We start from the raw sequence: 25,341 nt of genomic DNA, 5'->3' as shown, positions 1-25,341 counted from the left end.
GTGCATGCTGAGATCGACTGGTGGCTCTATGCTAGCACCTCTTTTCCCTTAGACGAGTGTCGTACGTCAATAATCTGCTGGACGACACGATTCAGTTTCTGACCGGGTGGTTTTGTCTGGCATTGGCGGGTCGGTGTAGCGCCCATAATCCGGGCGATTGCCTTGCAGAGCAGGTCCGGATCCTTCGGCGGTTGTCGAAGGCTGACCGAAACGCGCTCAGCTGGGTTTCACTGCGCTGCCCGTGCCACTGATATCAGGGAATCCCCTAGCGTGTCGCGAAGCGGCATTGGCCCGCACGATTTGCGGCTTATCGTTAGCGGCGGGTGCTAGGCGTTGGCACGTTGTTGTATGGTTGTGGTCGAACCGATGAACCCAAGTGATTGAAAGGATATCGCCATGCTGGACTGGAAAAACCGCGCGGGCAGCGCGCCTGAACGTGCCGCCGAGCCCAAGTCGGCCACCCGCAGCTATGTCGGCGGGCTGCTGTTCAGCCGGGCGCTGGCCACAGTGATCGGTCTGTATCTACTGGTCACCATTGCGCTGGGCTGGTACTGGAGCCAGGAACCGGAACTGTTTCCAGTGGCACAAAACGCTCAGGTCGCTGCCGAAAGAGAAGGCAAGCAAATGGTGGTCGGCTACACCACGGTTGAAACCCTGAAGACCGTTGCCGGCACATTGCTCAACAAGCCGGGCGGTTATATTTCCAACGATCGTTTCCCGCCGGGCCTGTGGATGGACAACACGCCGAGCTGGGAATACGGCGTGCTGGTGCAGGTGCGCGATCTGACCCGTGCCCTGCGCAAGGATTTTGCCCGTTCGCAATCGCAATCGGCCGAAGACGCCGATCTGGCCAAAGCCGAACCGCGCTTCAACTTCGACAACAAGAGCTGGGTGCTGCCGTCCAGCGAGTCGGAATATCAGGAAGGGATCAACTCTCTGAGCCGCTATCAGTCGCGCTTGTCTGATCCGAACCAGAAAAACGCGCTGTTCTATGCCCGCGCCGACAACCTCAACAACTGGCTGGGTGATGTCGGTACCCGTCTCGGTTCCCTGTCGCAACGCCTGTCGGCCAGTGTCGGTCGGGTCAAGCTCAACACTGCGCTGAAAACCGAAGTCCCGGCCGTTGGTGAAGTACCGCAGGTTGACGAAGAAGTCGTGGAAACCCCATGGATGCAGATCGATAACGTGTTCTACGAAGCACGCGGTCAGGCCTGGGCACTGTCGCATCTGCTGCGTGCCATCGAAGTCGACTTCGCCGATGTGCTGGCGAAGAAGAACGCCACCGTTAGCGTGCGTCAGATCATCCGTGAACTGGAGGCTTCGCAAGAGCCGGTGTGGAGCCCGATGATCCTCAATGGCAGCGGCTTCGGCGTGTTGGCCAATCACTCGCTGGTCATGGCCAACTACATTTCCCGGGCCAACGCTGCCGTGATCGACTTGCGTCAACTGCTCAATCAGGGCTGATACGTGAGCCAATCAACCAGAGAGGCGGCCCATCGCGCCGCCTCGGACGCCGAACAGATTGCCTGGGTCGACGAGCAGGACAACCTGCTCGGTGCTCTGGTGCGTTCCGATTTGCGTGAGCGCGGGCTGATCGGCCGTGGCACCTACATCATGCTGTTCAATTCCGCCGGTGAGCTGTGCGTGCACCGACGCACGTTGAGCAAGGCGATTTACCCCGGTTACTGGGATGTTGCCGCAGGCGGCATGGTTCAGGCTGATGAAAGCTACGCCGAGTCGGCGGCGCGCGAGCTTGCGGAAGAGCTGGGCGTCAGCGGCGTCGAACTCACCGCTCACGATCACTTCTACTTCGAAGACACCGGCAACCGTCTGTGGTGTTCGGCGTTTTCCGCCGTGTGGGACGGGCCGCTGAAATTGCAGCCGGAAGAAGTCCTCGAAGCGCGATTCATCCCCATCGAACAGGTCATGCGGGAAATCAGCGAAAAGCCTTATTGCCCGGACTCTCTGGCTGCGTTGCAGCGCTATCTCAAGGCACAACAAACCGACGTCGCCAAGAACACATGAATTGGCGCCGATTGGCACTTAGCAATCGCGATTTTTGTCGTTACACTGCGCGACCTTTTCAAGCTGCACCGGATAGCTTGAGGTTGGCCTGCAGATTTTGTAGGAGCTGACGAGTGCAACGAGGCTGCGATCTCTTGATCCTGATCTTTTAAAAAACAAGATCAAAAGATCGCAGCCTCGTTGCACTCGTCAGCTCCTACGGATTCAGTCCAGCGTTCAAAGTTTTCCGATGCAGTAGCGCTGCCCCTGCCTGAGTGGGGCTTCGCGGTCGCTGACCTTGCCCAAGGTTGCGATCAGTCTTTGTCCTCCCGAGAGGATTGCCGGTGGCCAAGAAAGCCGCATCCTTCGCCGCCCTGGGCGGCCTGGTATTTTCCACCGACGCAGGTCGTCATTGCCCGGAATGCAGCAAGCCGGTGGACGCCTGTATCTGCAAACAAACCGTGATCCCGGCCGGTGACGGCATAGCCCGCGTGCGTCGCGAAAGCAAGGGCCGTGGCGGCAAGACGGTGACCACCATCACCGGCGTGCCCCTGGCCGAAGACGCGCTCAAGGAGCTGGCCACGACGTTGAAGAAACGTTGTGGCACCGGCGGGGCGCTGAAGGACGGCATCATCGAAATCCAGGGCGATCACGTCGAGCTACTCTTGGCAGAGCTGATCAAGCACGGTTTCAAAGCGAAGAAGTCCGGCGGCTAGCAGCCTCTGTGAAACCCTCCGGCGGCTTGATCCGGCTTCGAGTGTTCTCGGATCCGGCGTCGTCGCCATGGTTTTCACAGAGCCTGTTCATGACCGGTTTCTAAACTCCACGCAGTCAGTGCGGTCTACCGCCGCACTGACGAACCGTCATTTTCATTCTTTAGACTGCGCCGGCCTGAACGTCAGGCGACGCACTCTGACTTCTTTATAGGGGACTTCGATGTCCGTACGACGCACACGTAAAGACGATGGCAGCCAATGGACAGTTGCGGACAGCCGCAGCGTTTACGGGATTCGCCATTGGGGGGCCGGGTATTTCGCGATCAATGAAGCCGGTCGCGTCGAAGTACGTCCGAACGGCCCGAGCAGCTCGCCTATCGATCTGTTCGAACAAGTCGACCAATTGCGCAAGAGCGGTTTGTCCTTGCCGTTGCTGGTGCGGTTCCCCGACATCCTGCAAGACCGTGTCCGTCAGTTGACCGGCGCTTTCGATTCCAACATCGAACGCCTGGAATACCAGAGCAAGTACACCGCGCTGTACCCGATCAAGGTCAACCAGCAGGAGGCGGTGATCGAGAACATCATCGCCACCCAGAACGTCTCCATCGGTCTGGAAGCCGGCTCCAAGCCTGAGCTGCTCGCGGTGCTGGCGCTGGCGCCGAAGGGCGGCACCATCGTCTGCAACGGTTACAAGGATCGCGAGTTCATCCGCCTCGCGCTGATGGGCCAGAAGCTCGGCCACAACGTGTTCATCGTCATCGAGAAAGAGTCCGAAGTCGGCCTGGTGATCGAAGAAGCCGCCTCACTGAAGGTCAAGCCGCAGGTGGGTCTGCGCGTACGCCTGTCGTCGCTGGCCTCGTCGAAATGGGCGGATACCGGTGGCGAGAAGTCCAAGTTTGGCCTGTCGGCGGCGCAACTGCTGTCGGTGGTCGAGCGCTTCCGTGGCGCCGGGCTGGACCAAGGTATTCGCCTGCTGCACTTCCACATGGGTTCGCAGATCGCCAACCTCGCTGATTACCAGCACGGCTTCAAGGAAGCGATCCGTTACTACGGCGAATTGCGCAACCTCGGTCTGCCGGTCGATCACATCGACGTCGGCGGTGGCCTCGGTGTCGACTACGACGGCACCCACTCGCGCAACGCCAGTTCGATCAACTACGACATGGACGATTACGCCGGCGTTGTGGTCGGCATGCTCAAGGAATTCTGCGACGCGCAGAGCCTGCCGCATCCGCACATCTTTTCCGAAAGCGGCCGTTCGCTGACCGCGCACCACGCCATGCTGGTGGTGCAGGTCACCGACGTCGAGAAACACAACGACGAGATCCCGCTGATCGAGAACAAGGAAAGCCTGCCGGAAACCGTGCAGTGGCTGGTCGATCTGCTCGGCCCGACCGACATTGAAATGGTCACCGAAACCTACTGGCGCGCCACGCACTACATGAGCGACGTGGCCGCCCAGTACGCCGATGGCAAGCTGACCCTGGCGGAAAAAGCCCTGGCCGAGCAGTGCTACTTTGCCGTGTGCCGTCGCCTGCACAACTCTTTGAAAGCGCGTCAGCGTTCGCACCGCCAGGTGCTCGACGAACTCAACGACAAGCTGGCCGACAAGTACATTTGCAACTTCTCGGTATTCCAGAGCCTGCCGGACACCTGGGCGATCGATCAGGTATTGCCGATCATCCCGCTGCACCGTCTCGATGAAGAACCGCTGCGCCGCGCGGTGCTGCAGGATCTGACCTGCGATTCCGACGGCAAGATCAATCAGTACGTCGACGAGCAGAGCATCGAAACCAGTCTGCCGGTGCACGCTTTGAACGAAGGCGAAGATTACTTGCTGGGCGTGTTCCTGGTTGGCGCCTATCAGGAAATCCTCGGCGACATGCACAACCTGTTCGGTGACACCGATTCGGTGAACATCTATCAGAACGCCGATGGCAGCGTGTACCACGCCGGTATCGAGACCCACGACACCATCGAAGACATGCTGCGTTATGTGCATCTTTCGCCCGAAGAACTGATGACTCACTACCGCGACAAGTGCGCCAGTGCGCGCATCAGCGCCAGTGAGCGCACGCAGTTCCTCGATGCCTTGCGTCTGGGCCTGACCCGTTCCTCCTATCTGTCTTCCTGAGGCCCGATAGCGTTCCGGCCGGGTTGTCCGATTTTTTTCCGCAAGCTGTGGAAAATTCGGACAACCCGGTGGGATGTCTCCTGATTTTTTCCCGAAAACCTGTGCTATCACAGTCAGCAAACTCATCTGGTCTGCTTTTCGCGTAGGTCATTTCCTAAGTTGTACTTCGCCTCTCTACTCGGCCATGCCTCTCGGCGAGAATCCCCGGCCGCCCCTCCTGTAGAGATCCGCCCATGTTCGATCCAGTCAACGAGCCGTCGTTTCGTCTCGATGTAGCGGGCCTGTCCGACCCCTTCGAAGTCCTCGCCTTTACCGGTAGGGAAGCGCTCAGCGAACCCTTTGCCTTCGAGATCGATGTGTTGATCGACGATCCGCATCTGGATCTCGCCGGCCTGCTGCACCGTTCTGCGTTCCTGTGCTTCGGCCCGCCCGGCCAGGGTGTGCACGGGCAATTGCACAGCCTGGTCCAGCATGAGTACAGCCATGGCTTGCGCTTGAGTCGGGTGCGTCTCGGGCCCAGGCTCGACTGCCTCGACCTGCGTTTGAGCCAGCGCATTTTCAGCGGCCGTTCGGTGCCGCAGATCATCGACCAGGTTCTGCGCGAACATGGCATCGTCGGCCTGCAACGACGTTTCGCCCTGCACAGCGACTACCCGGCCCGTACCTTCTGCACCCAGTACCGCGAGTCCGATCTGCAATTGCTCCAGCGCCTTTGCGCACAGGCGCACATCCACTACCACTTCGAGCATCACTGTGACCGGCATTGTGTGGTGTTCGGCGATGATCCGACGCGGTTGCCGCAGGCAGACGTCGCGCTATATCAGGGCGAGCACGATGATCGTTACGTCACGCCAGCCGTACGTCAGTGGCAACTGCACGAAGACGCAATGGCCAACCAGCAAGGGCCGAATGCCGAAGGGCGCAGCGATCTGCCCGCCCTGCGCAGTGGTCAGTGGTTGCCGTTTGAGGGCCATCCTTTCATCGAATGCAACCGCCCCTGGTTGCTGACCCGCATTGAGCACCGAGCCGATCAGTCTCTCGAGCCGCCCTATGGCAACCGGTTGTTCGCGGCCGCGCGGCTGCCGGCCTGTGCGCCCGCCGCGATGCCACTCAAGCAGCGCATGCACAGCCTGCAGCGTGCCTGGGTGGTCTGCGTCGATGAAACGCAACCTGATTGCTCGCGGCCAGTAGCGGTGCAATTCGACTGGCTCTATCAGGGCGAGGGCGCAGCGCCAAGCCATTGCTGGCTGCCGCTCGCGCCAACTCTGAGCGATTTGCCAGCGGCGGTGCTGGCCGATGGTGTCGAGGTCGTGGTGAGTTTCCTTGAAGGCGATCCCGATCAGCCGGTGGTCAGCGGCGTTCTCCAGTGCGCAGTGTTGCCAGAGCGTACGGTTGAAGATGATGAGCCGTCAGCGCTGCCGGAGTTGCTGGTGAGTGATGGGCTGCAGCAACTGTTGCAGTCTGGCGAGCCGTTAGTGCTGCTGTGCCTGATGCCGGGAGGGGGCAGCTTCAACCACTGCGCCGAGTCCGTGTGCAGTTGCCGGCTGCTGACCGCGCTCGATCAGAGCAGCGCAAAATGAGCGGCGCGGCGCTAGAGCCGATGGCGCAATGGCTGTTGCTCGATACACCGGACGCGTCACGCGCCTTGCTGACGTTGCGCCAGGGGTTTGCCGACGTGCCGCGTCACCGGTTGTTCGACGGCACCGAATTCCAGCCGGTCAGTGAGCACGGCCCGGTCCTCGTCGACTTGCGCGAGAGTCCGGCATTGACCGCCTTGTGTCTGCGCGACCCGGACACCTGGCGCGGCCTGTTGCTGAGTTGCGAAATAACCGCTCAGCAGTTGATTGGTCATTTGCAGCGCATGCTTACCGTCTCGTTCGGTTTGAATCATCGAGCCTTGCTCAGCTATTACAACCGCCAGACCGCCAGCTATTTCTTCGATGCCTGTGACGCCGCGCAGCTGAGTCGCTGGCTCGGACCGATTCGCCAGTTGCGCTGGTTTGGCGGCACCTGGGCCGACCGCGCCATTGGCAGTCAGGGCTGGCAGCAACTGCGCAACCCCGGGCTGCCCGTCGAGCCGCTGGGCCTCGAGGAAAGCCTGACCCGGCGCCAGCGCGAACGCCTGCAAACCTGTCTGCTGGAGCAACACATCTGGCGCTGGTGCCAATCCATGAGGGTTGATTACCAGACCATCGCCGTGCATGCGCAAAAAGGTCTGGCGCTGGGTTTCAGTGATCGCGCTGTGCTCGATGGCTGGCTGTGGCTGCGCCTGCTGCATCCGCGCGCGGTGCTGGTTTTGCCGCCGGCCGGTCTGACCCAGCAAGAGCGGCTCGACCATCTGCGTCGGCAGTGGGGCGCGGCGGGCTGAATGTGTTCGTCAGTGAGCCTTGCCGTTGAACCAGCCATCGTTGCGTTTCAGCCACAGGGCTTGCGCGCCAAGGGTCACGCTGCGCAAGACCATGAACAGCAGGAAAGATATCCACAGGCCGTGGTTGCCCAGATCCTGCAGCATCCAGGCGAACGGCAGCAACAACAGCACTGTCAGCAGCATGCCGTTGCGCATTTCCCGCGCGCGGGTGGCGCCGATGAACAGACCGTCGAGCAGATAACTCCACACCGCAATCAGTGGCAGCACGGCGAGGTAGGGCAGGTAGACGAACGCCGTATCGCGCACGCTCTGGATGTCGGTCTGCATCTCGATGAACAAATGCCCGGCCAGCAGAAACAGCACGACGAAACCGAGGCTGGCAATCAGCGACCAGCCGCCGGCCACCACCAATGATCGACGCAACGCCAAGCGATCCCGCGCGCCGATGGCATGCCCGCACAGGGCTTCAACGGCGTGGGCCAGTCCATCGAGTGCATGAGCCGTCAGCAGGAGGCCGTTGAGCAATAGCGCATTGGCCGCCACAGTTGCGTCGCCGAGCCGCGCGCCTTGCACGGTGATCAGGAAGAACACCGATTGCAGAGCGAGGCTGCGGATGAAGATGTCGCGGTTGACCGCCAGCAACGGGCGCCAGCTCTGCCAGACTCTCAGCGCGGACCAAATGATCTGCCCCGTATAGGCGCGCAACGCCGTGCGCGTCAGCCACAGGCCGAGCAGAGCGCCACTCCATTCGGCGATCACCGAAGCTCGCGCGGAGCCGACCACGCCCCAGTCCAGGCCAATCACAAACCACAGATTAAGGACGATGTTGATCAGATTGGTGCTCAGCAGGATCGCCAGCGGCGCCCGCGCGTTCTGCGTGCCGAGGAACCAGCCGACCAGCGCATATGTCGCCAGCGCTGCGGGCAGGCCGAACAGACGCGTGTGGAAAAACTCCCGGGTCAGTTGATCCAGTTCCGCTGACGGCTGCATTAAATGCAGCGCAACGCCGCTGAGCGGCACGCCCAGCCAGCCGAGCACGACGCCCACCCCCATCGCCAGCAGCAAGCCCTGCAAGAGAATCTGCCGCAATGCTGCACCATCACTGCGCCCGGCAGCCTGCGCGGCGAAGCCGGTGGTGCCCATGCGCAGAAAACCCATCGCCCAGGCCAGAAACGTGTACAGACTGGCGCCAACCGCTACCGCGCCGAGTTGATGGGCATGCGGCAGGTGACCGATGACCGTGCTGTCGACCAGCGCCACCAGCGGCACGGAAATATTGGAAAGAATCATCGGCGCGGCAAGTGCCCAGACCTTGCGGTGAGTCGGGCGATCGCGCCAGTCGGTAATCAGAGAGGACATGCAGGCTCCTTGGGGGAGCGGGGATTGTAGCGAGTCATGCCCTTCAATGTGGGAGCGAGCCTGCTCGCGAAGACTGACCGGCCGTGAAGATTTCGGCTGTGCCGGCCATTCGCGAGCAGGGTGGCGGGGGGGTTAATGGATGATCCAGCTCAACAACCACAACCCCAGCAGCAACCAGATGATCCCGGCAATGATCGACGCGTTCATGAACGCCCGGATCGCCGACCACAACAGCATCAGGCCTACGATCAACGCGATGATGCTGATGATCGAAGTGTCCATCCCCAACGTCTGCGCCAGGCCGTCGACAAAGTTGCCGCCAGCGTTGCTGAGCATATTGAACAGACCGCTGAGGCCGTCGACGATAAAGCGGATCACCGAACCGAGTGCCTGGCCGAGCCATTCGAAAAAGCTTTCTACACGCATGTGTGCATCCCTGATGAAAGAGCTGAGCCTTGGGCCACGCCGAGGGCGGCCGAGTTCCCTGCATGATAGAAGGTTTACTCAGTCCCTGTGGCAGCGAACTTGCTTGCACAATAGACCGTCTGCGCTGCTTGCCATCAGCGCGCATCCCCCTGAAGCTATGCGCCTTCAGGAGAGCCCGATGAACCTTGTTGAACTGACCGAACGCCTGCACGCCATTCGCGACCGCAATGACTGGCGGCAATTTCACAGCCCGAAAAACCTCGCCATGGCCGCCAGCGTGGAAATGGCCGAGCTGGTGGAGATCTTCCAATGGCTGACAGAAGACCAGTCGCGCCAGTTGCCGGCGGACAAACTGGCCCACGCCGGGCAGGAAGTCGGCGATATCGTCCTGTATCTGTTGCTGCTGTGCAGTGAGCTGGGCCTGGACATGAATGAAGTGGTGCGCGCCAAGCTCGCCGACAGCGAACGGCGGTTCAGCTGATGAGCGACCGTCATTTCGATCAGTTGGCTACGCGCTTCGCAGAAAAAATCTACGGTGGCGCCAAAGGCGCGATTCGCCTTGCGGTGTTGCAGGCTGACCTGAGCGAGGCCTTGCCGGATCGTCCGCTGCGCGTGCTGGATATCGGCGGAGGCCTTGGGCACATGTCGCTATGGCTGGCCGAGCGCGGCCATGACGTTACCTTCACCGAGCCGGCCGAGCCGATGCTCGAAGGTGCGCGCCAGCGTTTTGCCGACGCCGGGCAAACTGCGACGTTCATTCAAGCGCCGTGGCAGGAACTGCCCGGTCAGCTCACCGAGCCCTACGATCTGGTGATCTGCCACGCCGTGCTGGAATGGCTCGCCGAGCCGCACGCGATCCTGCCGGTGTTGCATCAGTTGACCAACCCCGGCGGCTGGCTGTCGCTGGCGTTCTACAACCGTGATGCGCTGATTTACCGCAATCTGCTCAAGGGCCATTTCAAGAAGATGCGCAAGAATGTCATGGCCGGCGAAAAGCAGAGCCTGACCCCGCAGCAGCCTCTCGACCCACGGGAATTGGCGACGCAACTCGCCGGTATGTGGCAGGTCGAAAGTCAGAGCGGCGTACGGGTATTTCACGATTACATGCCGGTGGAATTCCAGGCCCGCGCCGAACTGGCGGACTTGCTGGAAATGGAACTCGCGCACCGTCGTCACCCAGGCTTCGCCGGGCTTGGGCGCTATTTGCACTGGATCTGCCGGCCAATCTGAGCGGAGCGCGCCATGAAAGCTCAATGCGGGTTATTGCTGATGTGTCTGGGGTTGGCCGCCTGCCAGGGCAACAACCCCTACGTGGCGCAGTCACGGCCGTTGCCGCCGGCACCGCCGCAAGCCGCCACCACCTTCGACCGCAGCGCCTACCCGGCACCGCCGCGTGATTACGGACGCTACCGCAATTGGGCCTGGCGCAACGGGCAATTACCGCCGGGCACGGCGTGGGCCGACTCGGCGCAGGTGGCCGAGGCGGTCAGCAATGCCCTTGACCAGCGCGGCCTGCGGCCGATGCGTGACAACCGCCCGGCCGACCTGCTGGTCAGCGCCGACCTGCGTCTGGAAACCCGTTTGCGCCAGGTTCGCGACGATTACGGCTACTACGGTGGATACGGCGGCTATGATCGTTATGGCCGCGGCTACGGCATGTACAACACCGTGCCGATCGTGCGCACCTATCAAGAACAGGTCGTGGTGGTGCGGGTCGATCTGTTCGATGCCGGCAACGGTCAGCCGGTGTGGAGCGCCAGCGCTGAGACCGGCACCCAGGGCAATCAGATCGAACGCGCCGATGCGATTCGCGAGGCTGTGGAAAAAGCCATGGCGGCGTATCCTCCCAGCTGACGTCGTGTCAGCAGGTTCATGCCTTCACCCGGAGAAAAATCATGTTCCGCCGTCTTGCTCTACTCGCTTTTACCGCGCTGCTCAGTGCCTGCGCTGCCAACGAGATCAATCACGACTTCGACGCCAGCCGTGACTTTGCCGCCTATCGCAGTTGGAGCTGGAAAGACCCGGCCCTGCAATATCGCCCCGATGACCCGCGCATCAAAAGTGACCTGACCGAACAGCGCATCCGCCAAGCGGTGTCCGATCAACTCGATCAGCGCGGTTTGCGCCCGGTCGCTGGTGGCGGCAAGGGTGATCTGAACGTGCAGACCTACCTGATCGTCGAGGATCGCCAGCAGCAAGTTACGACTAATTACGGCGGCGGTTGGGGCGGCCCTTGGAACGGCTACTGGGGCGCGCCGATGTACAACGAAACGCGCAACGTCACCTACAAGGTCGCAACGCTTCAAATCGACCTGCTTGATGGCAAGGACGGCAAACTGGTCTGGCGCGGCAGCGATGAGCAAATCCTCAGCAACCGCCCGAATCCGGCCGACCGCAGCAATGCCATTCGCGAGACCGTCGCGCGGATCCTGGCCAACTATCCACCGCGTTGATCCTCTCCTGAAACCGACGCAGCCCCAGGTGGGAGTGGGCTTGCTCACGAAGGCGGCGGTACATTCAAGGTCTTGATCGCCTGACCTGACGCTTTCGCGAGCAAGCCCGCTCCCACAATGGAATGGCGTGACGCCAGCAGTCTCGACCGGCCGCGTCTACACTCATGGTCACCCACGCAGGTCGCGCTAGGCCCTGCGCCGGCAAAGGAGTGCGTCATGTCGCCAGGATCGCAAGGCAACGGCCCGGCCCGGCAACGCGGGGCAATCGGCTTGATGGCGGCTGCCACCCTGAGTCTGGCGCTGGTGATGATGTTGCTGGTGGTCGACAGCGGTCGCTTGTACATGGAACAGCGCAAACTGCAGCGGGTGGTGGACACCGCCGCCCTCGAAGCGGTCAGTCGCGGCGGCAATTGCCTGCCCGGGCTGACCGCCGCCACCTACGCCGGGCAAAGTGCACTACGCAATGGCTACCTCGTCGACGCGAACAACCGCCTCGCCACCACCTGCGGCACGCTGGCCACTGCTGCCGGCGGTGTGCGCAGTTTTACCGTCGATACGACGCAATCAACCGCCGTCAAAGTCGCCGCCAGCCGCACGGTCACCAGCAGTTTCGCCCGGGGTGTACAGGCGCTGTTCAGCGCGACACCGGTCAGCCTCAATACCACGCTCACTGCTTCGGCGGTGGCCGCCAAACCGCAGCCGACCATCGCCCAGCTGAATATTCGCAGCACCCTCGCCAGCATCGACACAGCGCAGTCGAATATTCTCAACCCGCTGTTTTCCGGGTTGCTCGGCGGCAACGTCAACCTCACGGCGGTGGGCTGGGACGGCTTGCTGCACACCGATATCAACCTGCTCAAATACCTCGATCAACTGGCCATCGACCTCAACGTCGGTGCCGGCAACTACGCGCAATTGCTCAACACCCAAGCGACCGTGACGCAGTTGATTCAGGCCGCAGCGACGGTGGTGCAACTCAACGGCGCGACTGCGCAAGTGGTCACCGCGCTGGGCCAGTTGCAGGTCGCCGCGATCAACGCGGCGCCGGTCAGACTCGGCGAGATTCTGCAACTGCAGACCGGCACCACGGCGGCGGGGCTGGATGCCAATCTGCAATTGCTGCAACTGGTGCAGGGTGTGGTGCAACTGGCCAACAGCAAAAGCGCGGTGGCGGCGACCTTGCCGGTCAATGTGCTGGGGCTGGCCGGTGTCACGGTGCGGGTGAAGGTGATCGAGCCGCCACAGTTTTCGGCGATTGGCGACCCGGCGCGGGCCAAGGCCAACCCGTTGGGACCCGATCGGATTTTTGTGCGTACGGCGCAGGTTCGCACGCTGCTGTCGGTCAACCTGCCAGTGCTTGGCGGGGTGAGCGGGCTGACGAATGCCGTCGCCGGTCTGGTCGGTACCTTGACGCCGACACTCAATGCATTGCTGAACCTGAACCTGGTGGACACGCTCAATTCAGTGTTCTGTCTGCTGGGCGCCGGTTGCCAACAGCTCGATCCGAAGCTGCTGCCCTCACCGCAGATCGACATCGCGCTGGATGCCGGCGGTGCGAAAAGCTATGTCACCGATTACCGCTGCCCGACCGGCGACAGCGGCAGCAAAAGCCTGACCGCCACCACCTCCACCTCTCTGGCTGACCTCAAGCTCGGCAGGATCGATCCCGTCGCGGCGTTCTCTTCAGTCGCCGAACCCACCGTGGCGCCGTTGCCGCTGGTCGATCTCGGCATCATCACCTGCCACAAGATTCTCGGCTTTGGCAGTTGCGATGCCGCCTCCCGCGTCCAATACGGCGCGGGCGGCATCGCCATCAAACTCGACACCAGCGTCGCGCAGACCACGCAGAATCTGCTGTTCTCCAGCACCACACCCTTCGCCACCCCGGCCAATCTGAAACTGCCGCCCAGCGTGCTACCGGCCGCGCCGACCAGCAACATCGTCGGCAGCCTGGCGAACACCCTGTCGGGCATCAACCTGATCGTCTACAAACCCGTGGGCAGCAATCCGCTGGGCGCTATCGTCACCGGGGTGGCCTCGTTGATCAGCGACGTCAGCAACCGCTTGTTGCCAGTGGTCACCGGTTTGATCAGTCCCTTGCTCGACCCGTTGTTGAACAATCTGCTCAAAGGCCTGGGCATCAATCTGATGAACACCGAGGTGGGCGCCAACATGACCTGCGGGCAGACCGGCAAGGCCTATCTGGTGATCTGATCATCCGTGGCAATCGGCAATTCGATGCAGAACCGTGCGCCCTCCGTGGAGTTGCGCACGCTCAATTGCCCGCCCATGTTGGCGATGATGCCGTAGCTCACCGACAACCCAAGGCCGGTACCGACGCCGATCGGTTTGGTGGTAAAAAACGGTTCGAAGATCCGCTCCAGCAAACGCGGATCGATGCCTCCGCCGTTGTCCTCGACCCACAGTCGCACGCTTTCATCGTCACGCTCGGCGTAGATTGAAATCCATGGCTTGAACCCCGAGTCGCTCTCGCGCTTGCCGAGCAGGGCGTCGCGGGCATTGACCATCAGGTTGATCAGCACCTGTTCCAGCTGATCGACGTAACCACGCACCTGCGCCTCGAGGCCGGTCTCGCTGATGTGCAGATCGACACCTTTGCCGCGCATGCCTTCGGCCAGCAGCGACAGAGTGCCTTCGATGGCTTGAGCCGGGTTGAACAGCTGTTGTTCGATTTCCGAACGCCGACCGAACACGCGCATATGGTCGACCACCTTCGCTGCGCGTTGAACCTGAGCATCGATGCGCTTGAGTTTGTCGGTCAGGTAATCGACCTGCACGTCACCGTTGTCGAGGCGCTTGAGCACGTTGACGATGGCCATGCGCATAACGTTCAGCGGCTGATTGATCTCGTGGGCGAGGCCGGTGGCCATTTCACCGAGGGTGGCCATTTTGGCGCTTTGCGTAAGTTGCTGTTGCGAGCGGCGCACCTCGGTGTTGTCGCGGCCCACGGCTTGTACTTCGACCAGTTGGCCGCGCTCGTCGAATACGCCGCGATCCGACCAGACCCACCAGGCGTGTTCGCGTCCGGGCAATTGCAGGCTGATTTCGGCGGTGCTCACCGGATGTTTCGGGGTCAGCTGGTTCAGGCGCTGAACAAACGCGCCGCGTTGTTCCTCGGACATCCAGCCAGCCAGATCAATGCCGGGCAGTTGTTCCGGCGCGCATTCCAGATAGGTCGCCAAGGGTCGGTTGCCAAAAATCAGCGTCAGGTCCGGGCGATAGCGGCAAATCATCGCCGGCGAATCCTCGACCAGAATCCGGTAGCGCTCCTCGCTCTGCCGAACCTTTTCGGCGGCCAGCGTCGCGTCGGTGACATCAAGCCACAGGCCTACCGCCTCGATCGGCAGACCGAGATCGTTGCGCAGCAGTTTTGCCTCATCGAGCAACCAGTGATAGTCGCCACGGCTGTCGCGCAGACGATAACGCGCACGCACCGAGCCCTCGCGCAGCAACTGGCGGTTGCGCTGGAAATACAGTTCACGGTCGTCGCGATGGACGCGCTCGACCAGTGTTGCTGCATCGCAATCTTCCAGCGTCCAGCCGAGCAAGGGTTGCAGGCTGGCGCTGAAGAACGCCGGGATCAGCGCGCCTTCTTCATAACGCTGCACGTAGATCACCGCCGGCGAACTGGCGATCAGATTATCCAGCCGCGCGTGAGCGGCTGCAGCGCGCTGTTGTTGATTCTGGATATCGCTGATATCGAGCATGAATCCGATCAGACGCCGCTGTTCACCGGTGCCGCTGACCTGGCCCTGAATCCGGTACCACGTCGCTGCTGCGCCGACATCCGCGCGGTGCAGGCGCGCGCTCAGAGTCAGCGCTTCGCCCTGCCATTGCAGGGCGCGCAAGCGGCTGCGCAACTCGTCGCGGTCGGCAGGATGGAACAGCAACAGCCAGTCCTCCACCGCCAGCGTGCAAGTGCTGAGGCCGAGTGCCGAAGCCAGCGACGGCGCCACTACCATGTGCTCGTCGGCATTGATTTCCCACCAGCCGGCGCCGAGCAGGTTTTGCAGCGAGTCCAGGCGCTCCATCGATTGCCCATGGCGCTGCTCGCGCAAGCGGCTGAGCAGCGGCCCGGCCAGCGCGCCGACCAAGGTCAGCCAGTCGCGATCGGTCAGCCATGGTGCCACGCTGTCGACCGTATAAAACCCGCAAAGCAGCCACGCGACCACGCCCTGGTCATTGCTGTAGGGCACTGCGAAACCGTTGGCGTTGCCGAATGTGGCCTGTAATCGCGAGTGTTCATAACGGCCCTGCTGGCCCGCAAGACGTTGCGGCGCACTGCCGTTGAGGCTGTCCAGCGGCGTACCCAGCGGCTGGCCGTCCGCCCACAGTTGCGGAGCGTCGTGGCCACGAAACTGCTGGTGAATCTGCCAGCCCTGTGCCTGTTCATCCAGCAGCGCCACGGCGAGACAGGGGATATGCCAGCGCTGGGCGATGGCCTGCAACTGTTCGCCGAGCACTGTCGACAAGCGCGTCAGGCTGCACGTGCGCAGATGATCACTGATCTGCGCGGCAAGGGTCTGGCAGGCGTCGCGGTCGCGCGATTGCTGACGTTCGAGCAGCAGGTCGGCGATGTCGAGCAGTTGCAGTCGCCAGCCATCCTCCAGCGGCTGCACCCAGCCGCGCAGGTGCAGCGGCTGCTCATTCAGGCCGGTGAAATCCAGATCAAGCAATTGCCCTTGCCAGTCTCGCGGCTGACCTTCCACGCTCAACAGGCTATGCGGCAGCAGATAGGCGCTGAGCGGCAGCGGCTGACCTTGGGGTTTGTGCTGGGCAAGCAAATGCCGCAGCGGGCCGGCAATCTGTAACACCTCGCCGTCGCCATTCAGATACAAATGCAGCCCGGTGGGCGGCGCGCCGAGTCGGTCCGGCAGCTCCAGAACAGCGCTGGGCGCACGCTTGAGCAAACGCCCGAAGAGCTTATCGCCGGCGGTCAAAATTGCAGGCTCGAGCGGGCGGTGAGGTGGGTGGGCAGATTGGGCACCGTGCCGATCCCGGGCAGCACCAGAAACGGCATGATCTGGTTGAGCTTGCTCACCGGGTAGTTGACGCTGACGGTCAGGGTGCCGCTACCCGCGTCGTACACCGAACTGGTGTCCGTTCCGACCACCAGATTGAGTGCCGAGGGCAGCCACCGCAATTGCTGGGTCAGCGCGGCATTCGCGGTATTGACCACTGCCGTCGAATAGTTCGGCGTGGTCGGGTCGACCGCAACACTGCGGCGCACCGCTTCGGCGGTGGCCTGGTTGAACGACTGCATCATCACGAAGGGCAGGCCGTAGCTGACCAGCCCATAAAACACTGCGAAAAAGATGATGAACACCAAGGCGAACTCGATCGCCACCGCACCTTTTTGCGACCTGCGAAAGCCGTTTTTCATGCGTGCGTCTACCCTGACAGTCACTGCGTAGTATCAGCATAGAATCATTCAGCCAAAACGGACGGCTTTAGCGGATGCAGATTTCTCTGGTTCTGATCTGGTTGGCGATCTGCGCCGCGCAAGATGCCCGGCACCGGCGAATTTCCAATGCTTTGACGTTAGGCGTCGGCGCGCTTGCGTTGGTCTGGTTGTTGGCGACTGGCACTACTTGGCTGGGCGCCGACGCACAGCAGGGCGGGTGGGCCTGCCTGATCGCTTTGCTGCTGACATTGCCCGGTTACCTGCTGGGTCGCATGGGCGCTGGTGATGTGAAATTAATGACAGCCCTGGGCCTTGCGACGAACGGCGTATTTGTTCTCGGTGCGTTTATCGGCGCGGGCGTGGCCAGCGTGCTCTGGCTGCTGCTCGCGCCAAAACTCTGGCCTCATATGGGTCAAGGGCTTAGAGGGCATGTGCGCCATCTCACACCGGATAAGTCAAAAAAGCTGCCATTTGCACCGTTCGTGCTGATTGGAGTGGTGCTTTCGCTGCACTGGATCAGCTAGCTGCGGGGTGCCACTAGTCCTATGTACATAGCCGGAAAGTGGGTCTACTTTCAATTCAGGCGAATACGCCACCAAAGTGCAGGAATCGTCAGCGTTGGCCCGAGCAATGGAGTGGTTCGTGAACAAGCCTAATGCAGTAAAAATCCTCGTGGTCGATGATCAGCCGCTGATCGTCGAAGAGCTGTGTGAGTTTCTCGAGAGCAGTGGCTACCGTTGCGTGCCGTGCGATTCGAGTCTTGAAGCGATTGAGCTGTTCAGAGCGGACCCGGACGTCGGTCTGGTGCTGAGTGATTTGCACATGCCGGACATGGATGGCATCGAGTTGATCCAGGCGTTGCAGCGGCTGGCCGGCAAGCAGCGGGTGTTCGAGGCGATCATGCTCACCGGGCGCGCCGACAAGCAGGATGTGATCAAGGCGTTGCGTGCAGGGATTGCCGATTACTATCAGAAGCCGATCGATCTGGGTGAGTTGCTCGAAGGGGTGCAGCGTCAGGAATTGGCTTTGCAGGAGCGGCAGAAGAACTTGCATCTTGGGCACTTGAATCAGAAGTTGCAGTTCTTGTCCGAGTCCATTGATGACCTTTATCAGGATCTGGACAAGGTGCGGCGTTCGCCCGCGCCGCAGGTGAGTGATGGTGAGCCTGAGTCTGCCGAGATGCCGGCGGTGTTCAGTCAGTTGTCGCCGCGGCAGTTGGACGTGGCGCGGTTGGTGGGCAAGGGGCAGACCAATTATCAGATTGCCTGTGAGTTGGGGATTACCGAGAACACGGTGAAGCTGTATGTGTCGCAGGTGTTGCGGTTGACGCATATGCATAATCGGACGCAGTTGGCTTTGGCCCTTTCGCCTGGCAGTTCGGCGGGGCGGCAGAACGTTACGGCTCATTAATCGGTAAATATCCGTTGTTGCGGTAACGGCTTCTTAGGGGTTAGCCCTTACGGCCAGTCCCTTTTGGCAAACGCCGGAATGCCGGCCCGGCCCAAAGGAACCAAAAGGTCCTCGGCCTGACGTTCGGCCCGCTCGCTGGGGCTCGGGGTTCCTTCGCTCCGGGATCGATCCTGGCGCAGCGGCTACGGTTTGCTTCGCTGCACCTCCTTGCGCTGTGTCTGGCTGCGCCAGACGGTCGCTGCGCTCCCACGCCCGGATCAATCCCTCCACTCAGCCTGCCGACGGGCTCCCAGATCAAGATCAAAAGCGGTACTCGAGCTAACGCTCATCGTGTGTAGGAGCTGCCGAAGGCTGCGATCTTTTGCTTTTGCTTTTCTATGGGAGCTGGCTTGCCAGCGAAGGCGGCCCGGCAGCCGACACTGCTCTTGAGTCTTACGCGATCCAACTGTAGGAGCTGCCGAAGGCTGCGATCTTTTGATTTTGCTTTTGCTTTGCTTTTCTGTGGGAGTGAGCCTGCTCGCGAAGGGGCCTTCAAGGGCACCAACAAACTAATTCTTGCCCTCGATCTTCCCGCCCGCATCCGGATCATAAAAATCCGGAATCTCGTACCGGTATTTCTTCAGCCAGCGCTGCATCGCCAGTTCGCGTTCGGTGGCGGTGGCGCTTTGGGGTTTTGCTGAGGCGGCTTTGTTGCGGCTTTGCAGGACCAGCCAGCCTTCGGTTTCCTGTTGCTGGGCCGAGGCGGGGCCGGTGTCGATGGCGTGGGCGCTGAGGGGCAGTGTGAGCAGGGTCAGGTAGCACAGGCCTTGGCGAATGTTCATGGCTGTCTCCTTATTCGAGCGTCGGCGGTAGCGGGTCGATGAAGGCGGCGACGCGGTCGCCGGATGGGGTTTTGGCGTTGGCTGGCGCTTTGAGTTTCTCCGCGCGTTGCTGCGCTTCGGTGAATTGTTCCGGGGTCAGTTTCGAGCGGCTGACGATTTCGGCGGCCTGTGGCCAGTCGTTCTGGTAGAGCAGCAAAGTGACCATGTTCAGCGTCGCCAACTGATTGTTCTGGCTCAGTTCAATGGCGGTGAGGAATTCGAATTTCGCTTCGTTGAGACGCAGCTGGTTGAGGTACACGACGCCGAGGTCGTTGCGGATTTTCTCGTCGGTGGGCGCCAGACGGGCGGCGCGTTGCAGGTGGGCCTGGGCCTGGCCGTGGTCGCCACGGGCGGCGTAGACCTGGCCCAGGCCGTGTTCGGCCTGGGCGGTGAGGCAGCCGCCAAGCAGGCTGCGGTAGAGCGGCTCGGCTTCGCTGCGGCCGAGCAGGCGATAGACCTTGGCTTTGCGCAGGCGCACTTCGCTGAGGTTGTCCGGCAGGCTTTGCAGGTTGGCCAGGCTGGCGTGGAGCTTGCCGTCGCTGGCCAGATCATCGGCGAGGTTCAGCGACAGTTCCTGCTCCGAGGTCAGCTTGCTGCAGCTGGACGGCGACAGCAGCGAGGTCCGCGGCGCCTGGCCGTCCGTGGCGCAGCCGCTGAGCAGCAGCAGACTGGTCATGACTATCAGTACTTTCATCAAGCGCTCTCCATGAGCCAAGGTCAGTTTGCGAACGCGCGGGCGATGGCGGTGAAGCCCGGGCCGGCCAAAACGATCAGCAGGGCAGGAAACAGAAACAGCATCATCACCACCGACATCTTCGCCGACATTTTCGAGATGTATTCCTGCAGCCGGGTCAGGCGACGGTCATCCAGCAGTTGCTTGAGCGCCAGCAACGATTTCATCGCGCCGCCGCCCTGGTGGATCAGTTGCTGGAGGATCACGCAGGTGTCGGTAAATTCGTCCACGGCGAGCATCACCGCCGTCTTGTTCAGCTCCCGCCCCAGTTCCAGACCCGAGTCGACGCGGTTGAGGATCAGGCGCAGTTCGCGCGTCAGTTCCGGCAGCAGTTTCTGCGCTTCGACGCTGAGCACGCGCAGCGCTTGTTCCACGGCCATGCCGGATTCGAAGAGGATGCGCAGCAGCGGAATGAACGTGGAGATTTCCACGGCGATGGTTTTCTGCCGACGGGCGGCGGCGTAGGCGAGCAGACGTTTGGGCAAGAGATAGCCGCCGCCCGCAGCGAACATCGGCGCCATCCAGCGATGGCTGGTCTGTGGGAAAAACACTTCCTGCAGAAAGATCGCCAACCCCAGGGCGAGCAGCGGCGTGCCGATCTGGCACGCGGCGAACAACGCGCGTTCGTTGGCACGGCGCCAGCCGAGGCGACCGAGCAAGGTCTGGGTTTCGCTGTCGATGCTCACCGAGCGCCGGCCAAAGCGACTGTTCCCCATTGCGCGCAGCCAATGGTCGAAACGGTTTTCCCGCACCCGTTGACCGTGCAGGCGCAGGTGCACCTGGCGCACGCGACGGCGCTCGGTGAGCAGGTGATTGCCCACCAAGAGCAGCGAACCGAGGAGCAATAACAACGCGGCGAGCCAGACCATCTCAAACGCTCCGCAACATGCGCCACAGCGCCAGACTGCCCAGCACCTGCAACGCAGCGGCGCTGAGCAACATGGTCTGGCCGCTTTCGTCGTGCCACATGCCGAGCATGTAGCCGGGGTTGGTCAGCATGAAGTAGCTCATCAGAAGCAATGGCAGCAGACCGAGCACCCAAGCGGTCATGCGCGTTTCCCCGGTTAGCGCTCGCAGCTGTCGAGCGCCCTGGTCGCGCTCGCGGATCAGCTTGATCAGGTTCTCCAGCAGCTCACTGGCGTTGCCGCCGTAGCGGTGATTGACCTTCAGGCCGAGGGCGAACATGCGCAGTTCGTCCTGCTCGTAAAGTTCGGCAAAATCGCTGACCGCGTCCGGCAGGTTCACTCCCAGTTGCACGTTGCGCTGCACCCGGCCCATGGCGGTTTTCAATGGATCCTCGCTGGCCTCGATGCCGCCCATCACCGCATCGCTGAGCGTGCGCCCGGACTTGAGACTGCGCACGGTGTGGTCGAGCAGTTGCGGCAACTGCTCGATCATGCGGCGAATCCGCCGTTGGTAGCGAATGGCGATGTACAGCCGCAACGCCACGGGCGGGGCGATCAGCATGATCAGCAAACCGATCCAGCTGGCGAGCAGAAACCCCAGGCCCATGGCCGCTGCCCACAGGCTCAGCCACACGCCGAAACGCTCGCTCGGTCGGCCCAGTCCGGCACGCAGAAACATGCGTTCCAGCCCGACCCATTTCGTCTGTTCCACGGCCAGTTGCGGTTGCCCGGCGGCCAGTCGGTTGAGGACTTTTTCCGTCGCGGTCTTGTGCAGACCTTGCAGGAACAGGTAGATCGACAGCCCCAGCAGTACCAGGCAGACAGCGATAAGAATGGTCGGTCGCAGCATCTGCGTGCTCCTCGCCGTCAGCCCAGGTGAGCGTCATGGCGCAGTTTGTCGCCGGCCGGGTTGATCGCCTCGCGCAGGAAGCCGAAACCCGTGCGGCGGTCGAGGCGGAACAGGGTGTTGGTGACGTAGACGTCCTCGCGAATCCCGACCACTTCCACCACTTCGCTGACGCAGCGCCGGCCATCGGGCATGCGCGTCAGTTGAATGATCACGTCGAGGGCGGCGCAGATCATCTGGCGCAAGGTGCGTTCGGCGATCGAGCGCCCGGTCAGCCCGACCAAAGTCTCCAGACGCAGCAACGCGTCTTGGGCATTGTTGGCATGCACGGTGCTCATCGAACCGTCGTGGCCGGTGTTCATCGCGGTGAGCACGTCGACCACTTCGACGCCACGGATCTCGCCGAGAATGATCCGGTCAGGACGCATGCGCAGGGCGTTGCGAATCAGGTCGCTGGCCTTGACCTCGCCGTGGCCTTCGGCGTTGGGCGGGCGGGTTTCCAGGCGCACCACGTGCGGATGGCCGAGTTGCAGTTCGGCGACGTCTTCGATGGTCACCAGCCGTTCGTGGGGGTTGATCAACTGGCTGAGGATGTTCAGCAGCGTGGTCTTGCCGGTGCCGGTGCCGCCGCTGATCAGGACGTTGCAGCGCTTGCCTACGGCGTTCTGCAGAAATTCGAAAATCGCCAGATCGATGGTCTGCATCGCCATCAGATCAGTGCTGTTGAGCATGTCCTTGCGGAACTTGCGGATCGACAGGCACGGCCCGTCGAGGGCTATCGGCGGGATGATTGCATTGACCCGGCTGCCATCGGGCAGGCGCGCATCGACCATCGGCGAGGACTCGTCGAGGCGGCGACCGAGCGGCGCGAGAATGCGCTGCATGACCCGCTCGACATGATGCGCATCGATGAAACGCAGATCGCTCTGATGCAGTACGCCGTCGCGCTCGATGAACACCCGGTGCGGGCCGTTGACCAGAATCTCCGTCACCGATGGGTCGCGCAGCAGCACTTCCAGCGGGCCGAAACCGGTGAGCTCATCGACGATTTCTTCGCCCAGGCGCTCCATCTCGTAGCGTGAGATCGCCAGGTGCAGACGCGCGATGTATTCGGCGACCTTGTCGGTGACGAATTGCGCCAGTTGCTGGCGTGAACCTTCGAGCAGGTTTTTCCCCGACTCTTCGATGGCGTCGATGATGTAGCGGTGCAGGACCAGTTTCAGGCCCTCGTGATCGCTGTTGCCGATCGCTCCGCGCGGCGTTGCGCCAAAGAGTTTTTCTGCGCTCATGAGAGGCCTCGCAGGCGGTCGAACCAGGTGACTTTCGGTTTGCTCAGGCCTTCGGAACGCTTGGCCAGACGCTCGCCGAGGGTGCGCAGGCTCTGGGTGATTTTTTCCCGCGGCGCCAGTTCAAACAGGCTGACGCCCTGGTTCTTTGCATTCAGGCGCACGTCGGGACTGAAGGCCAGCACGGCGATGACTTCCAGATTGAAGGTCTTGCCCAAGGTTTCTGAATCCGGCGCGACGTTGTTCAAATAACGATCAACCAACAGGCGCCCGTGCTCAAGCTTCATGCCTTTCTCGCGCCAGAGGTTGAGCACGGCGAGGTTGCGTCGACAGTTGAGTACGTTCTGGTCGGTGTACCACAGCAGCTTGTCGCAATGGCTGACGAAGGTGCGCAGCGCCTCACTGTCGGCCTGCCCGGTGAGGTTCACGACGATGTGCTGAAAGTGCTGACGCAAAGCGCTGAGCAACATGTACAGCTCGGCGGCGCTGGTGGTTTCCAGCGGCTCATCAGTGTCGGCGTAGGCGAGAATGCGCAGGCCGTGGTCGGCGCTGGTGAAGGCGCTGTCGATCAGCGTGGTGTCGAGGCGGCGCAGGTGACGCAGGGCATCGCCGAAGTGGAACGAGCTCTCCAGACCCAGCAGCGCCAGACTGTCGCCACGCGGTAGACCGAGATCGAGCAGCAGGGTTTGCTGGCCGCTTTTCTGCACCACCATGGCCATGTGATTGGCGATCAACGCGCCGTCCGACGCACCTTGCACGCCATACAGCACAGTAAGACCACCGAGCTGCGTGTTCGGGGTGACCGCCGGCAGGCGTTTGCTCAGGCGCCGTACCAGTCCGGCGACTTCGCTGGACCGCGAGCCATAGGCGACAAAATCCCGCGCGCCGGCACGCATCGCATTGAGCACCAGTTGATTGTCCATGCCGTCGCCCAGGGCGACGATTGCCAGCATCGGCTTGGCTTCGAGCGCACCTTCGATCAGCGCACTTTGCGCCACGACGTGCTCGCGATCGAGGCCGACGAACACCAGATTGGCGAACGTCACGTCGACCAGTGCGAGCAGTTCATCGAGGCTGCCGGCCCCGGCGCTGACCACTTGGCCGAGCGGCGCAAGGGCGCTTTGCAGCCATTGCAGATCGGTGCTGTTGCGGGTGATGGCGAGGAAGGTCTGACTGAGATTCTGGTTCATTGCGACAACCCGCTGCGCTTGTCGAAGTTACCGTTCTCGAGGAAGAACATGCGATAGAAATTCGGGTCGTAGTTGCGCAATTTCTCTCCCGGCAACGACGGCAGCCGCGCGTCTGCCGCCAGTGGCTGGACCAGATGCGGGGTGACGATCATCAGCAGCTCGCGCTCTTCGCGCTTGATCTGCGAACCCTTGAAAAAAGCTCCGAGCACGGGAATGTCGCCCAGTCCGGGAAACTTGTTCACCTGCGAACTGTTGGTGGTACTGATCAAACCGCTGATGACAAAGCTTTCGCCATCGCCCAGCGACACGCTGGTGTCGGTACGGCGGATGGTCAGCGCCGGGACGGTGGTGCCGGCGATGTTCACCGCATTGGTGAAGTCCAGTTCGCTGACCTCCGGGGCGACCTTCAGGGCAATGCGGTCGCGGCCGATGATGGTTGGCGTCAGCGTCAGGCGGATGCCGAATTCCTTGTACTCGATCGACACGCTGTCGCTGCCGGAACTGGGCACCGGAATCGGGATTTCACCACCGGCCAGGAAGCTCGCACTCTGCCCGTTCAACGCCACCAGACTCGGCCGCGCCAGGGTGTAAGCAAAGCCGCTGGTTTCCAGCGCATTGATGATCGCCATGGTCTTGCCGCCGACCCAGGAGAAGTTGAACGGCGAGTTATCCACCGGCAAGCGCGGCTGCGGCACGCCGTCAATCGGCGGCAGTGTGCCGGGCGAACCGAACAGAAAGTTGCCGCGCGTGCCGATCAGCGACGCGGTGGCTTCCTTGAGTTTGGTGCGGCTGACTTCGACGAAACGAATGTCGGTCTGCACCTGCGAAGGCAGGGTCGGATCGTCCGACGGCACGCTGCTGGTCAGCGCCGTGGTCGCCGCACCCTGGACGAAGACCATGGCTTGCTGAGGCTGCGCCGAGCAGGCCGTCCAGACCATCAGGCTGGTCGCGCCGGGGCCGACGCCCGTGAGCAGAAAGGACGTACTGCCGTTGGCATGCACGTCGGCAATTTTCGGATCGCCGACCGCCAGCCGCGTTATCGCCACCGGGGATTGCATGTCCTGCTGGAAGCCTTCACCGATCTCGATCACCGAGGGCAGGCGCGCCAGTGCCGCGCAGTTGCCCACCGCCGCGACGGCGGTGTCCATCGACAATCCCAACAACAGCATTGCCCGGAGCGCCGGTTTCAAGGTCGGTCTGAGTCGACTCTGCATGCACGTGAATC

Annotated in this window: 24 protein-coding genes; 13 read left to right on the top strand and 11 right to left on the bottom strand. The window is 62.0% G+C overall.

Translation table 11 applies throughout. The features are described 5' to 3' along the window. Nucleotides 1-396: 396 nt before the first annotated feature. From ACP7D9_RS24380 to ACP7D9_RS24355, 6 genes are all read left to right on the top strand, one after another. The gene (locus tag ACP7D9_RS24380; protein WP_426159841.1) at nucleotides 397-1,464 is read left to right on the top strand and encodes a DUF2333 family protein; all 1,068 of its coding nucleotides are present in this window, start codon (nucleotides 397-399) and stop codon (nucleotides 1,462-1,464) included. Nucleotides 1,465-1,467: 3 nt separating this feature from the next. Continuing rightward, a complete protein-coding gene (locus ACP7D9_RS24375) occupies nucleotides 1,468-2,025 on the top strand; it encodes an NUDIX hydrolase (RefSeq protein ID WP_426159840.1) in 558 nt (185 codons plus the stop codon). 323 nt (nucleotides 2,026-2,348) lie between these two features. After that, complete coding sequence (locus ACP7D9_RS24370) at nucleotides 2,349-2,720, top strand: translation initiation factor Sui1 (RefSeq protein WP_007914613.1); 372 nt, start codon at nucleotides 2,349-2,351, stop codon at nucleotides 2,718-2,720. A 220-nt stretch (nucleotides 2,721-2,940) separates the two neighbouring features. Beyond that, the gene (speA, locus tag ACP7D9_RS24365; protein WP_016771856.1) at nucleotides 2,941-4,854 is read left to right on the top strand and encodes an arginine decarboxylase; all 1,914 of its coding nucleotides are present in this window, start codon (nucleotides 2,941-2,943) and stop codon (nucleotides 4,852-4,854) included. A gap of 233 nt (nucleotides 4,855-5,087) precedes the next feature. Then, nucleotides 5,088-6,434, top strand: coding sequence for a type VI secretion system Vgr family protein (locus tag ACP7D9_RS24360; RefSeq protein WP_426159839.1), 1,347 nt, complete (start codon nucleotides 5,088-5,090; stop codon nucleotides 6,432-6,434). Continuing rightward, nucleotides 6,431-7,222 carry a DUF4123 domain-containing protein gene (locus ACP7D9_RS24355; protein ID WP_426159838.1) on the top strand — a complete coding sequence of 264 codons (792 nt, stop codon included), beginning with the start codon at nucleotides 6,431-6,433 and terminating at the stop codon, nucleotides 7,220-7,222. Before ACP7D9_RS24360 ends, ACP7D9_RS24355 begins: the two co-directional genes overlap by 4 nt. A gap of 9 nt (nucleotides 7,223-7,231) precedes the next feature. Here the strand turns inward: ACP7D9_RS24355 and ACP7D9_RS24350 are convergent, their stop codons facing one another. Beyond that, on the bottom strand, nucleotides 7,232-8,581 hold the full coding sequence (locus ACP7D9_RS24350; RefSeq protein WP_426159837.1) for an MATE family efflux transporter: 1,350 nt from the start codon (nucleotides 8,579-8,581) through the stop codon (nucleotides 7,232-7,234). A 132-nt stretch (nucleotides 8,582-8,713) separates the two neighbouring features. Further along, nucleotides 8,714-9,007: a hypothetical protein gene (locus tag ACP7D9_RS24345; protein WP_039757018.1), complete on the bottom strand. Its 294-nt coding sequence runs from the start codon at nucleotides 9,005-9,007 to the stop codon at nucleotides 8,714-8,716. A gap of 178 nt (nucleotides 9,008-9,185) precedes the next feature. Between ACP7D9_RS24345 and ACP7D9_RS24340 the strand changes: the two genes are divergently transcribed. From ACP7D9_RS24340 to ACP7D9_RS24320, 5 genes are all read left to right on the top strand, one after another. Next, on the top strand, nucleotides 9,186-9,488 hold the full coding sequence (locus ACP7D9_RS24340; protein ID WP_016771852.1) for a MazG-like family protein: 303 nt from the start codon (nucleotides 9,186-9,188) through the stop codon (nucleotides 9,486-9,488). Next, a complete protein-coding gene (locus ACP7D9_RS24335) occupies nucleotides 9,488-10,237 on the top strand; it encodes a methyltransferase (protein ID WP_101158296.1) in 750 nt (249 codons plus the stop codon). The genes ACP7D9_RS24340 and ACP7D9_RS24335 overlap by 1 nt, the downstream gene beginning before the upstream one ends. A 12-nt stretch (nucleotides 10,238-10,249) precedes the next feature. Continuing rightward, on the top strand, nucleotides 10,250-10,861 hold the full coding sequence (locus ACP7D9_RS24330) for a DUF4136 domain-containing protein (RefSeq protein ID WP_426159836.1): 612 nt from the start codon (nucleotides 10,250-10,252) through the stop codon (nucleotides 10,859-10,861). A gap of 41 nt (nucleotides 10,862-10,902) precedes the next feature. Beyond that, nucleotides 10,903-11,460 (top strand): DUF4136 domain-containing protein, encoded by a 558-nt coding sequence (locus ACP7D9_RS24325; protein WP_101158292.1) that lies wholly within the window; start codon nucleotides 10,903-10,905, stop codon nucleotides 11,458-11,460. 216 nt (nucleotides 11,461-11,676) lie between these two features. Next, on the top strand, nucleotides 11,677-13,674 hold the full coding sequence (locus tag ACP7D9_RS24320; RefSeq protein WP_426159835.1) for a pilus assembly protein TadG-related protein: 1,998 nt from the start codon (nucleotides 11,677-11,679) through the stop codon (nucleotides 13,672-13,674). Here ACP7D9_RS24320 and ACP7D9_RS24315 read toward each other — a convergent pair. Continuing rightward, nucleotides 13,659-16,421: an ATP-binding protein gene (locus tag ACP7D9_RS24315; RefSeq protein ID WP_426159834.1), complete on the bottom strand. Its 2,763-nt coding sequence runs from the start codon at nucleotides 16,419-16,421 to the stop codon at nucleotides 13,659-13,661. The genes ACP7D9_RS24320 and ACP7D9_RS24315 overlap by 16 nt on opposite strands. Beyond that, the gene (locus ACP7D9_RS24310) at nucleotides 16,418-16,864 is read right to left on the bottom strand and encodes a TadE/TadG family type IV pilus assembly protein (RefSeq protein WP_101158285.1); all 447 of its coding nucleotides are present in this window, start codon (nucleotides 16,862-16,864) and stop codon (nucleotides 16,418-16,420) included. Before ACP7D9_RS24310 ends, ACP7D9_RS24315 begins: the two co-directional genes overlap by 4 nt. 74 nt (nucleotides 16,865-16,938) lie before the next feature. Between ACP7D9_RS24310 and ACP7D9_RS24305 the strand changes: the two genes are divergently transcribed. Both ACP7D9_RS24305 and ACP7D9_RS24300 read left to right on the top strand, forming a co-directional pair. Next, nucleotides 16,939-17,409: a prepilin peptidase gene (locus tag ACP7D9_RS24305; RefSeq protein ID WP_426159833.1), complete on the top strand. Its 471-nt coding sequence runs from the start codon at nucleotides 16,939-16,941 to the stop codon at nucleotides 17,407-17,409. 118 nt (nucleotides 17,410-17,527) lie between these two features. After that, nucleotides 17,528-18,295 (top strand): response regulator, encoded by a 768-nt coding sequence (locus ACP7D9_RS24300; RefSeq protein ID WP_426159832.1) that lies wholly within the window; start codon nucleotides 17,528-17,530, stop codon nucleotides 18,293-18,295. 548 nt (nucleotides 18,296-18,843) lie between these two features. On the opposite strand, the gene ACP7D9_RS24295 is transcribed toward ACP7D9_RS24300, so the two are convergent. The 7 genes from ACP7D9_RS24295 to ACP7D9_RS24265 are packed head-to-tail and all read right to left on the bottom strand — an operon-like array spanning nucleotide 18,844 to nucleotide 25,330. Beyond that, nucleotides 18,844-19,116 (bottom strand): DUF3613 domain-containing protein, encoded by a 273-nt coding sequence (locus ACP7D9_RS24295; protein ID WP_101158279.1) that lies wholly within the window; start codon nucleotides 19,114-19,116, stop codon nucleotides 18,844-18,846. Between the two features lie 10 nt (nucleotides 19,117-19,126). Continuing rightward, on the bottom strand, nucleotides 19,127-19,849 hold the full coding sequence (locus ACP7D9_RS24290) for a hypothetical protein (RefSeq protein WP_426159831.1): 723 nt from the start codon (nucleotides 19,847-19,849) through the stop codon (nucleotides 19,127-19,129). Between the two features lie 23 nt (nucleotides 19,850-19,872). Next, the gene (locus ACP7D9_RS24285) at nucleotides 19,873-20,757 is read right to left on the bottom strand and encodes a type II secretion system F family protein (protein ID WP_426159830.1); all 885 of its coding nucleotides are present in this window, start codon (nucleotides 20,755-20,757) and stop codon (nucleotides 19,873-19,875) included. 1 nt (nucleotide 20,758) lies between these two features. Then, nucleotides 20,759-21,643 (bottom strand): type II secretion system F family protein, encoded by an 885-nt coding sequence (locus ACP7D9_RS24280; RefSeq protein ID WP_426159829.1) that lies wholly within the window; start codon nucleotides 21,641-21,643, stop codon nucleotides 20,759-20,761. A 17-nt stretch (nucleotides 21,644-21,660) separates the two neighbouring features. Then, nucleotides 21,661-22,929, bottom strand: a complete 1,269-nt coding sequence (locus ACP7D9_RS24275; protein ID WP_101158271.1) for a CpaF family protein — start codon at nucleotides 22,927-22,929, stop codon at nucleotides 21,661-21,663. Continuing rightward, nucleotides 22,926-24,116: an AAA family ATPase gene (locus ACP7D9_RS24270; RefSeq protein WP_426159828.1), complete on the bottom strand. Its 1,191-nt coding sequence runs from the start codon at nucleotides 24,114-24,116 to the stop codon at nucleotides 22,926-22,928. The genes ACP7D9_RS24275 and ACP7D9_RS24270 overlap by 4 nt, the downstream gene beginning before the upstream one ends. Beyond that, nucleotides 24,113-25,330, bottom strand: coding sequence for a type II and III secretion system protein family protein (locus ACP7D9_RS24265; RefSeq protein WP_426159827.1), 1,218 nt, complete (start codon nucleotides 25,328-25,330; stop codon nucleotides 24,113-24,115). Before ACP7D9_RS24265 ends, ACP7D9_RS24270 begins: the two co-directional genes overlap by 4 nt. Nucleotides 25,331-25,341: the final 11 nt, after the last annotated feature.

It is taken from the genome of Pseudomonas sp. TSRC2-2 (assembly GCF_049897785.1).
Lineage (GTDB): Bacteria > Pseudomonadota > Gammaproteobacteria > Pseudomonadales > Pseudomonadaceae > Aquipseudomonas.
The sequence above is the reverse complement of the archived record's forward strand: the minus strand, read 5'-3'. Positions and strand labels throughout refer to the sequence as shown.

Coding starts and splice junctions, on each gene's coding strand:
- ACP7D9_RS24380 (WP_426159841.1), top strand. CDS start 397: ATGCTGGACTGGAAAAACCGCGCGGGCAGCGCGCCTGAACGTGCCGCC.
- speA (WP_016771856.1), top strand. CDS start 2,941: ATGTCCGTACGACGCACACGTAAAGACGATGGCAGCCAATGGACAGTT.
- ACP7D9_RS24360 (WP_426159839.1), top strand. CDS start 5,088: ATGTTCGATCCAGTCAACGAGCCGTCGTTTCGTCTCGATGTAGCGGGC.
- ACP7D9_RS24355 (WP_426159838.1), top strand. CDS start 6,431: ATGAGCGGCGCGGCGCTAGAGCCGATGGCGCAATGGCTGTTGCTCGAT.
- ACP7D9_RS24350 (WP_426159837.1), bottom strand. CDS start 8,581: ATGTCCTCTCTGATTACCGACTGGCGCGATCGCCCGACTCACCGCAAG.
- ACP7D9_RS24345 (WP_039757018.1), bottom strand. CDS start 9,007: ATGCGTGTAGAAAGCTTTTTCGAATGGCTCGGCCAGGCACTCGGTTCG.
- ACP7D9_RS24340 (WP_016771852.1), top strand. CDS start 9,186: ATGAACCTTGTTGAACTGACCGAACGCCTGCACGCCATTCGCGACCGC.
- ACP7D9_RS24335 (WP_101158296.1), top strand. CDS start 9,488: ATGAGCGACCGTCATTTCGATCAGTTGGCTACGCGCTTCGCAGAAAAA.
- ACP7D9_RS24330 (WP_426159836.1), top strand. CDS start 10,250: ATGAAAGCTCAATGCGGGTTATTGCTGATGTGTCTGGGGTTGGCCGCC.
- ACP7D9_RS24325 (WP_101158292.1), top strand. CDS start 10,903: ATGTTCCGCCGTCTTGCTCTACTCGCTTTTACCGCGCTGCTCAGTGCC.
- ACP7D9_RS24320 (WP_426159835.1), top strand. CDS start 11,677: ATGTCGCCAGGATCGCAAGGCAACGGCCCGGCCCGGCAACGCGGGGCA.
- ACP7D9_RS24310 (WP_101158285.1), bottom strand. CDS start 16,864: ATGAAAAACGGCTTTCGCAGGTCGCAAAAAGGTGCGGTGGCGATCGAG.
- ACP7D9_RS24305 (WP_426159833.1), top strand. CDS start 16,939: ATGCAGATTTCTCTGGTTCTGATCTGGTTGGCGATCTGCGCCGCGCAA.
- ACP7D9_RS24295 (WP_101158279.1), bottom strand. CDS start 19,116: ATGAACATTCGCCAAGGCCTGTGCTACCTGACCCTGCTCACACTGCCC.
- ACP7D9_RS24290 (WP_426159831.1), bottom strand. CDS start 19,849: ATGAAAGTACTGATAGTCATGACCAGTCTGCTGCTGCTCAGCGGCTGC.
- ACP7D9_RS24285 (WP_426159830.1), bottom strand. CDS start 20,757: ATGGTCTGGCTCGCCGCGTTGTTATTGCTCCTCGGTTCGCTGCTCTTG.
- ACP7D9_RS24280 (WP_426159829.1), bottom strand. CDS start 21,643: ATGCTGCGACCGACCATTCTTATCGCTGTCTGCCTGGTACTGCTGGGG.
- ACP7D9_RS24275 (WP_101158271.1), bottom strand. CDS start 22,929: ATGAGCGCAGAAAAACTCTTTGGCGCAACGCCGCGCGGAGCGATCGGC.
- ACP7D9_RS24270 (WP_426159828.1), bottom strand. CDS start 24,116: ATGAACCAGAATCTCAGTCAGACCTTCCTCGCCATCACCCGCAACAGC.
- ACP7D9_RS24265 (WP_426159827.1), bottom strand. CDS start 25,330: ATGCAGAGTCGACTCAGACCGACCTTGAAACCGGCGCTCCGGGCAATG.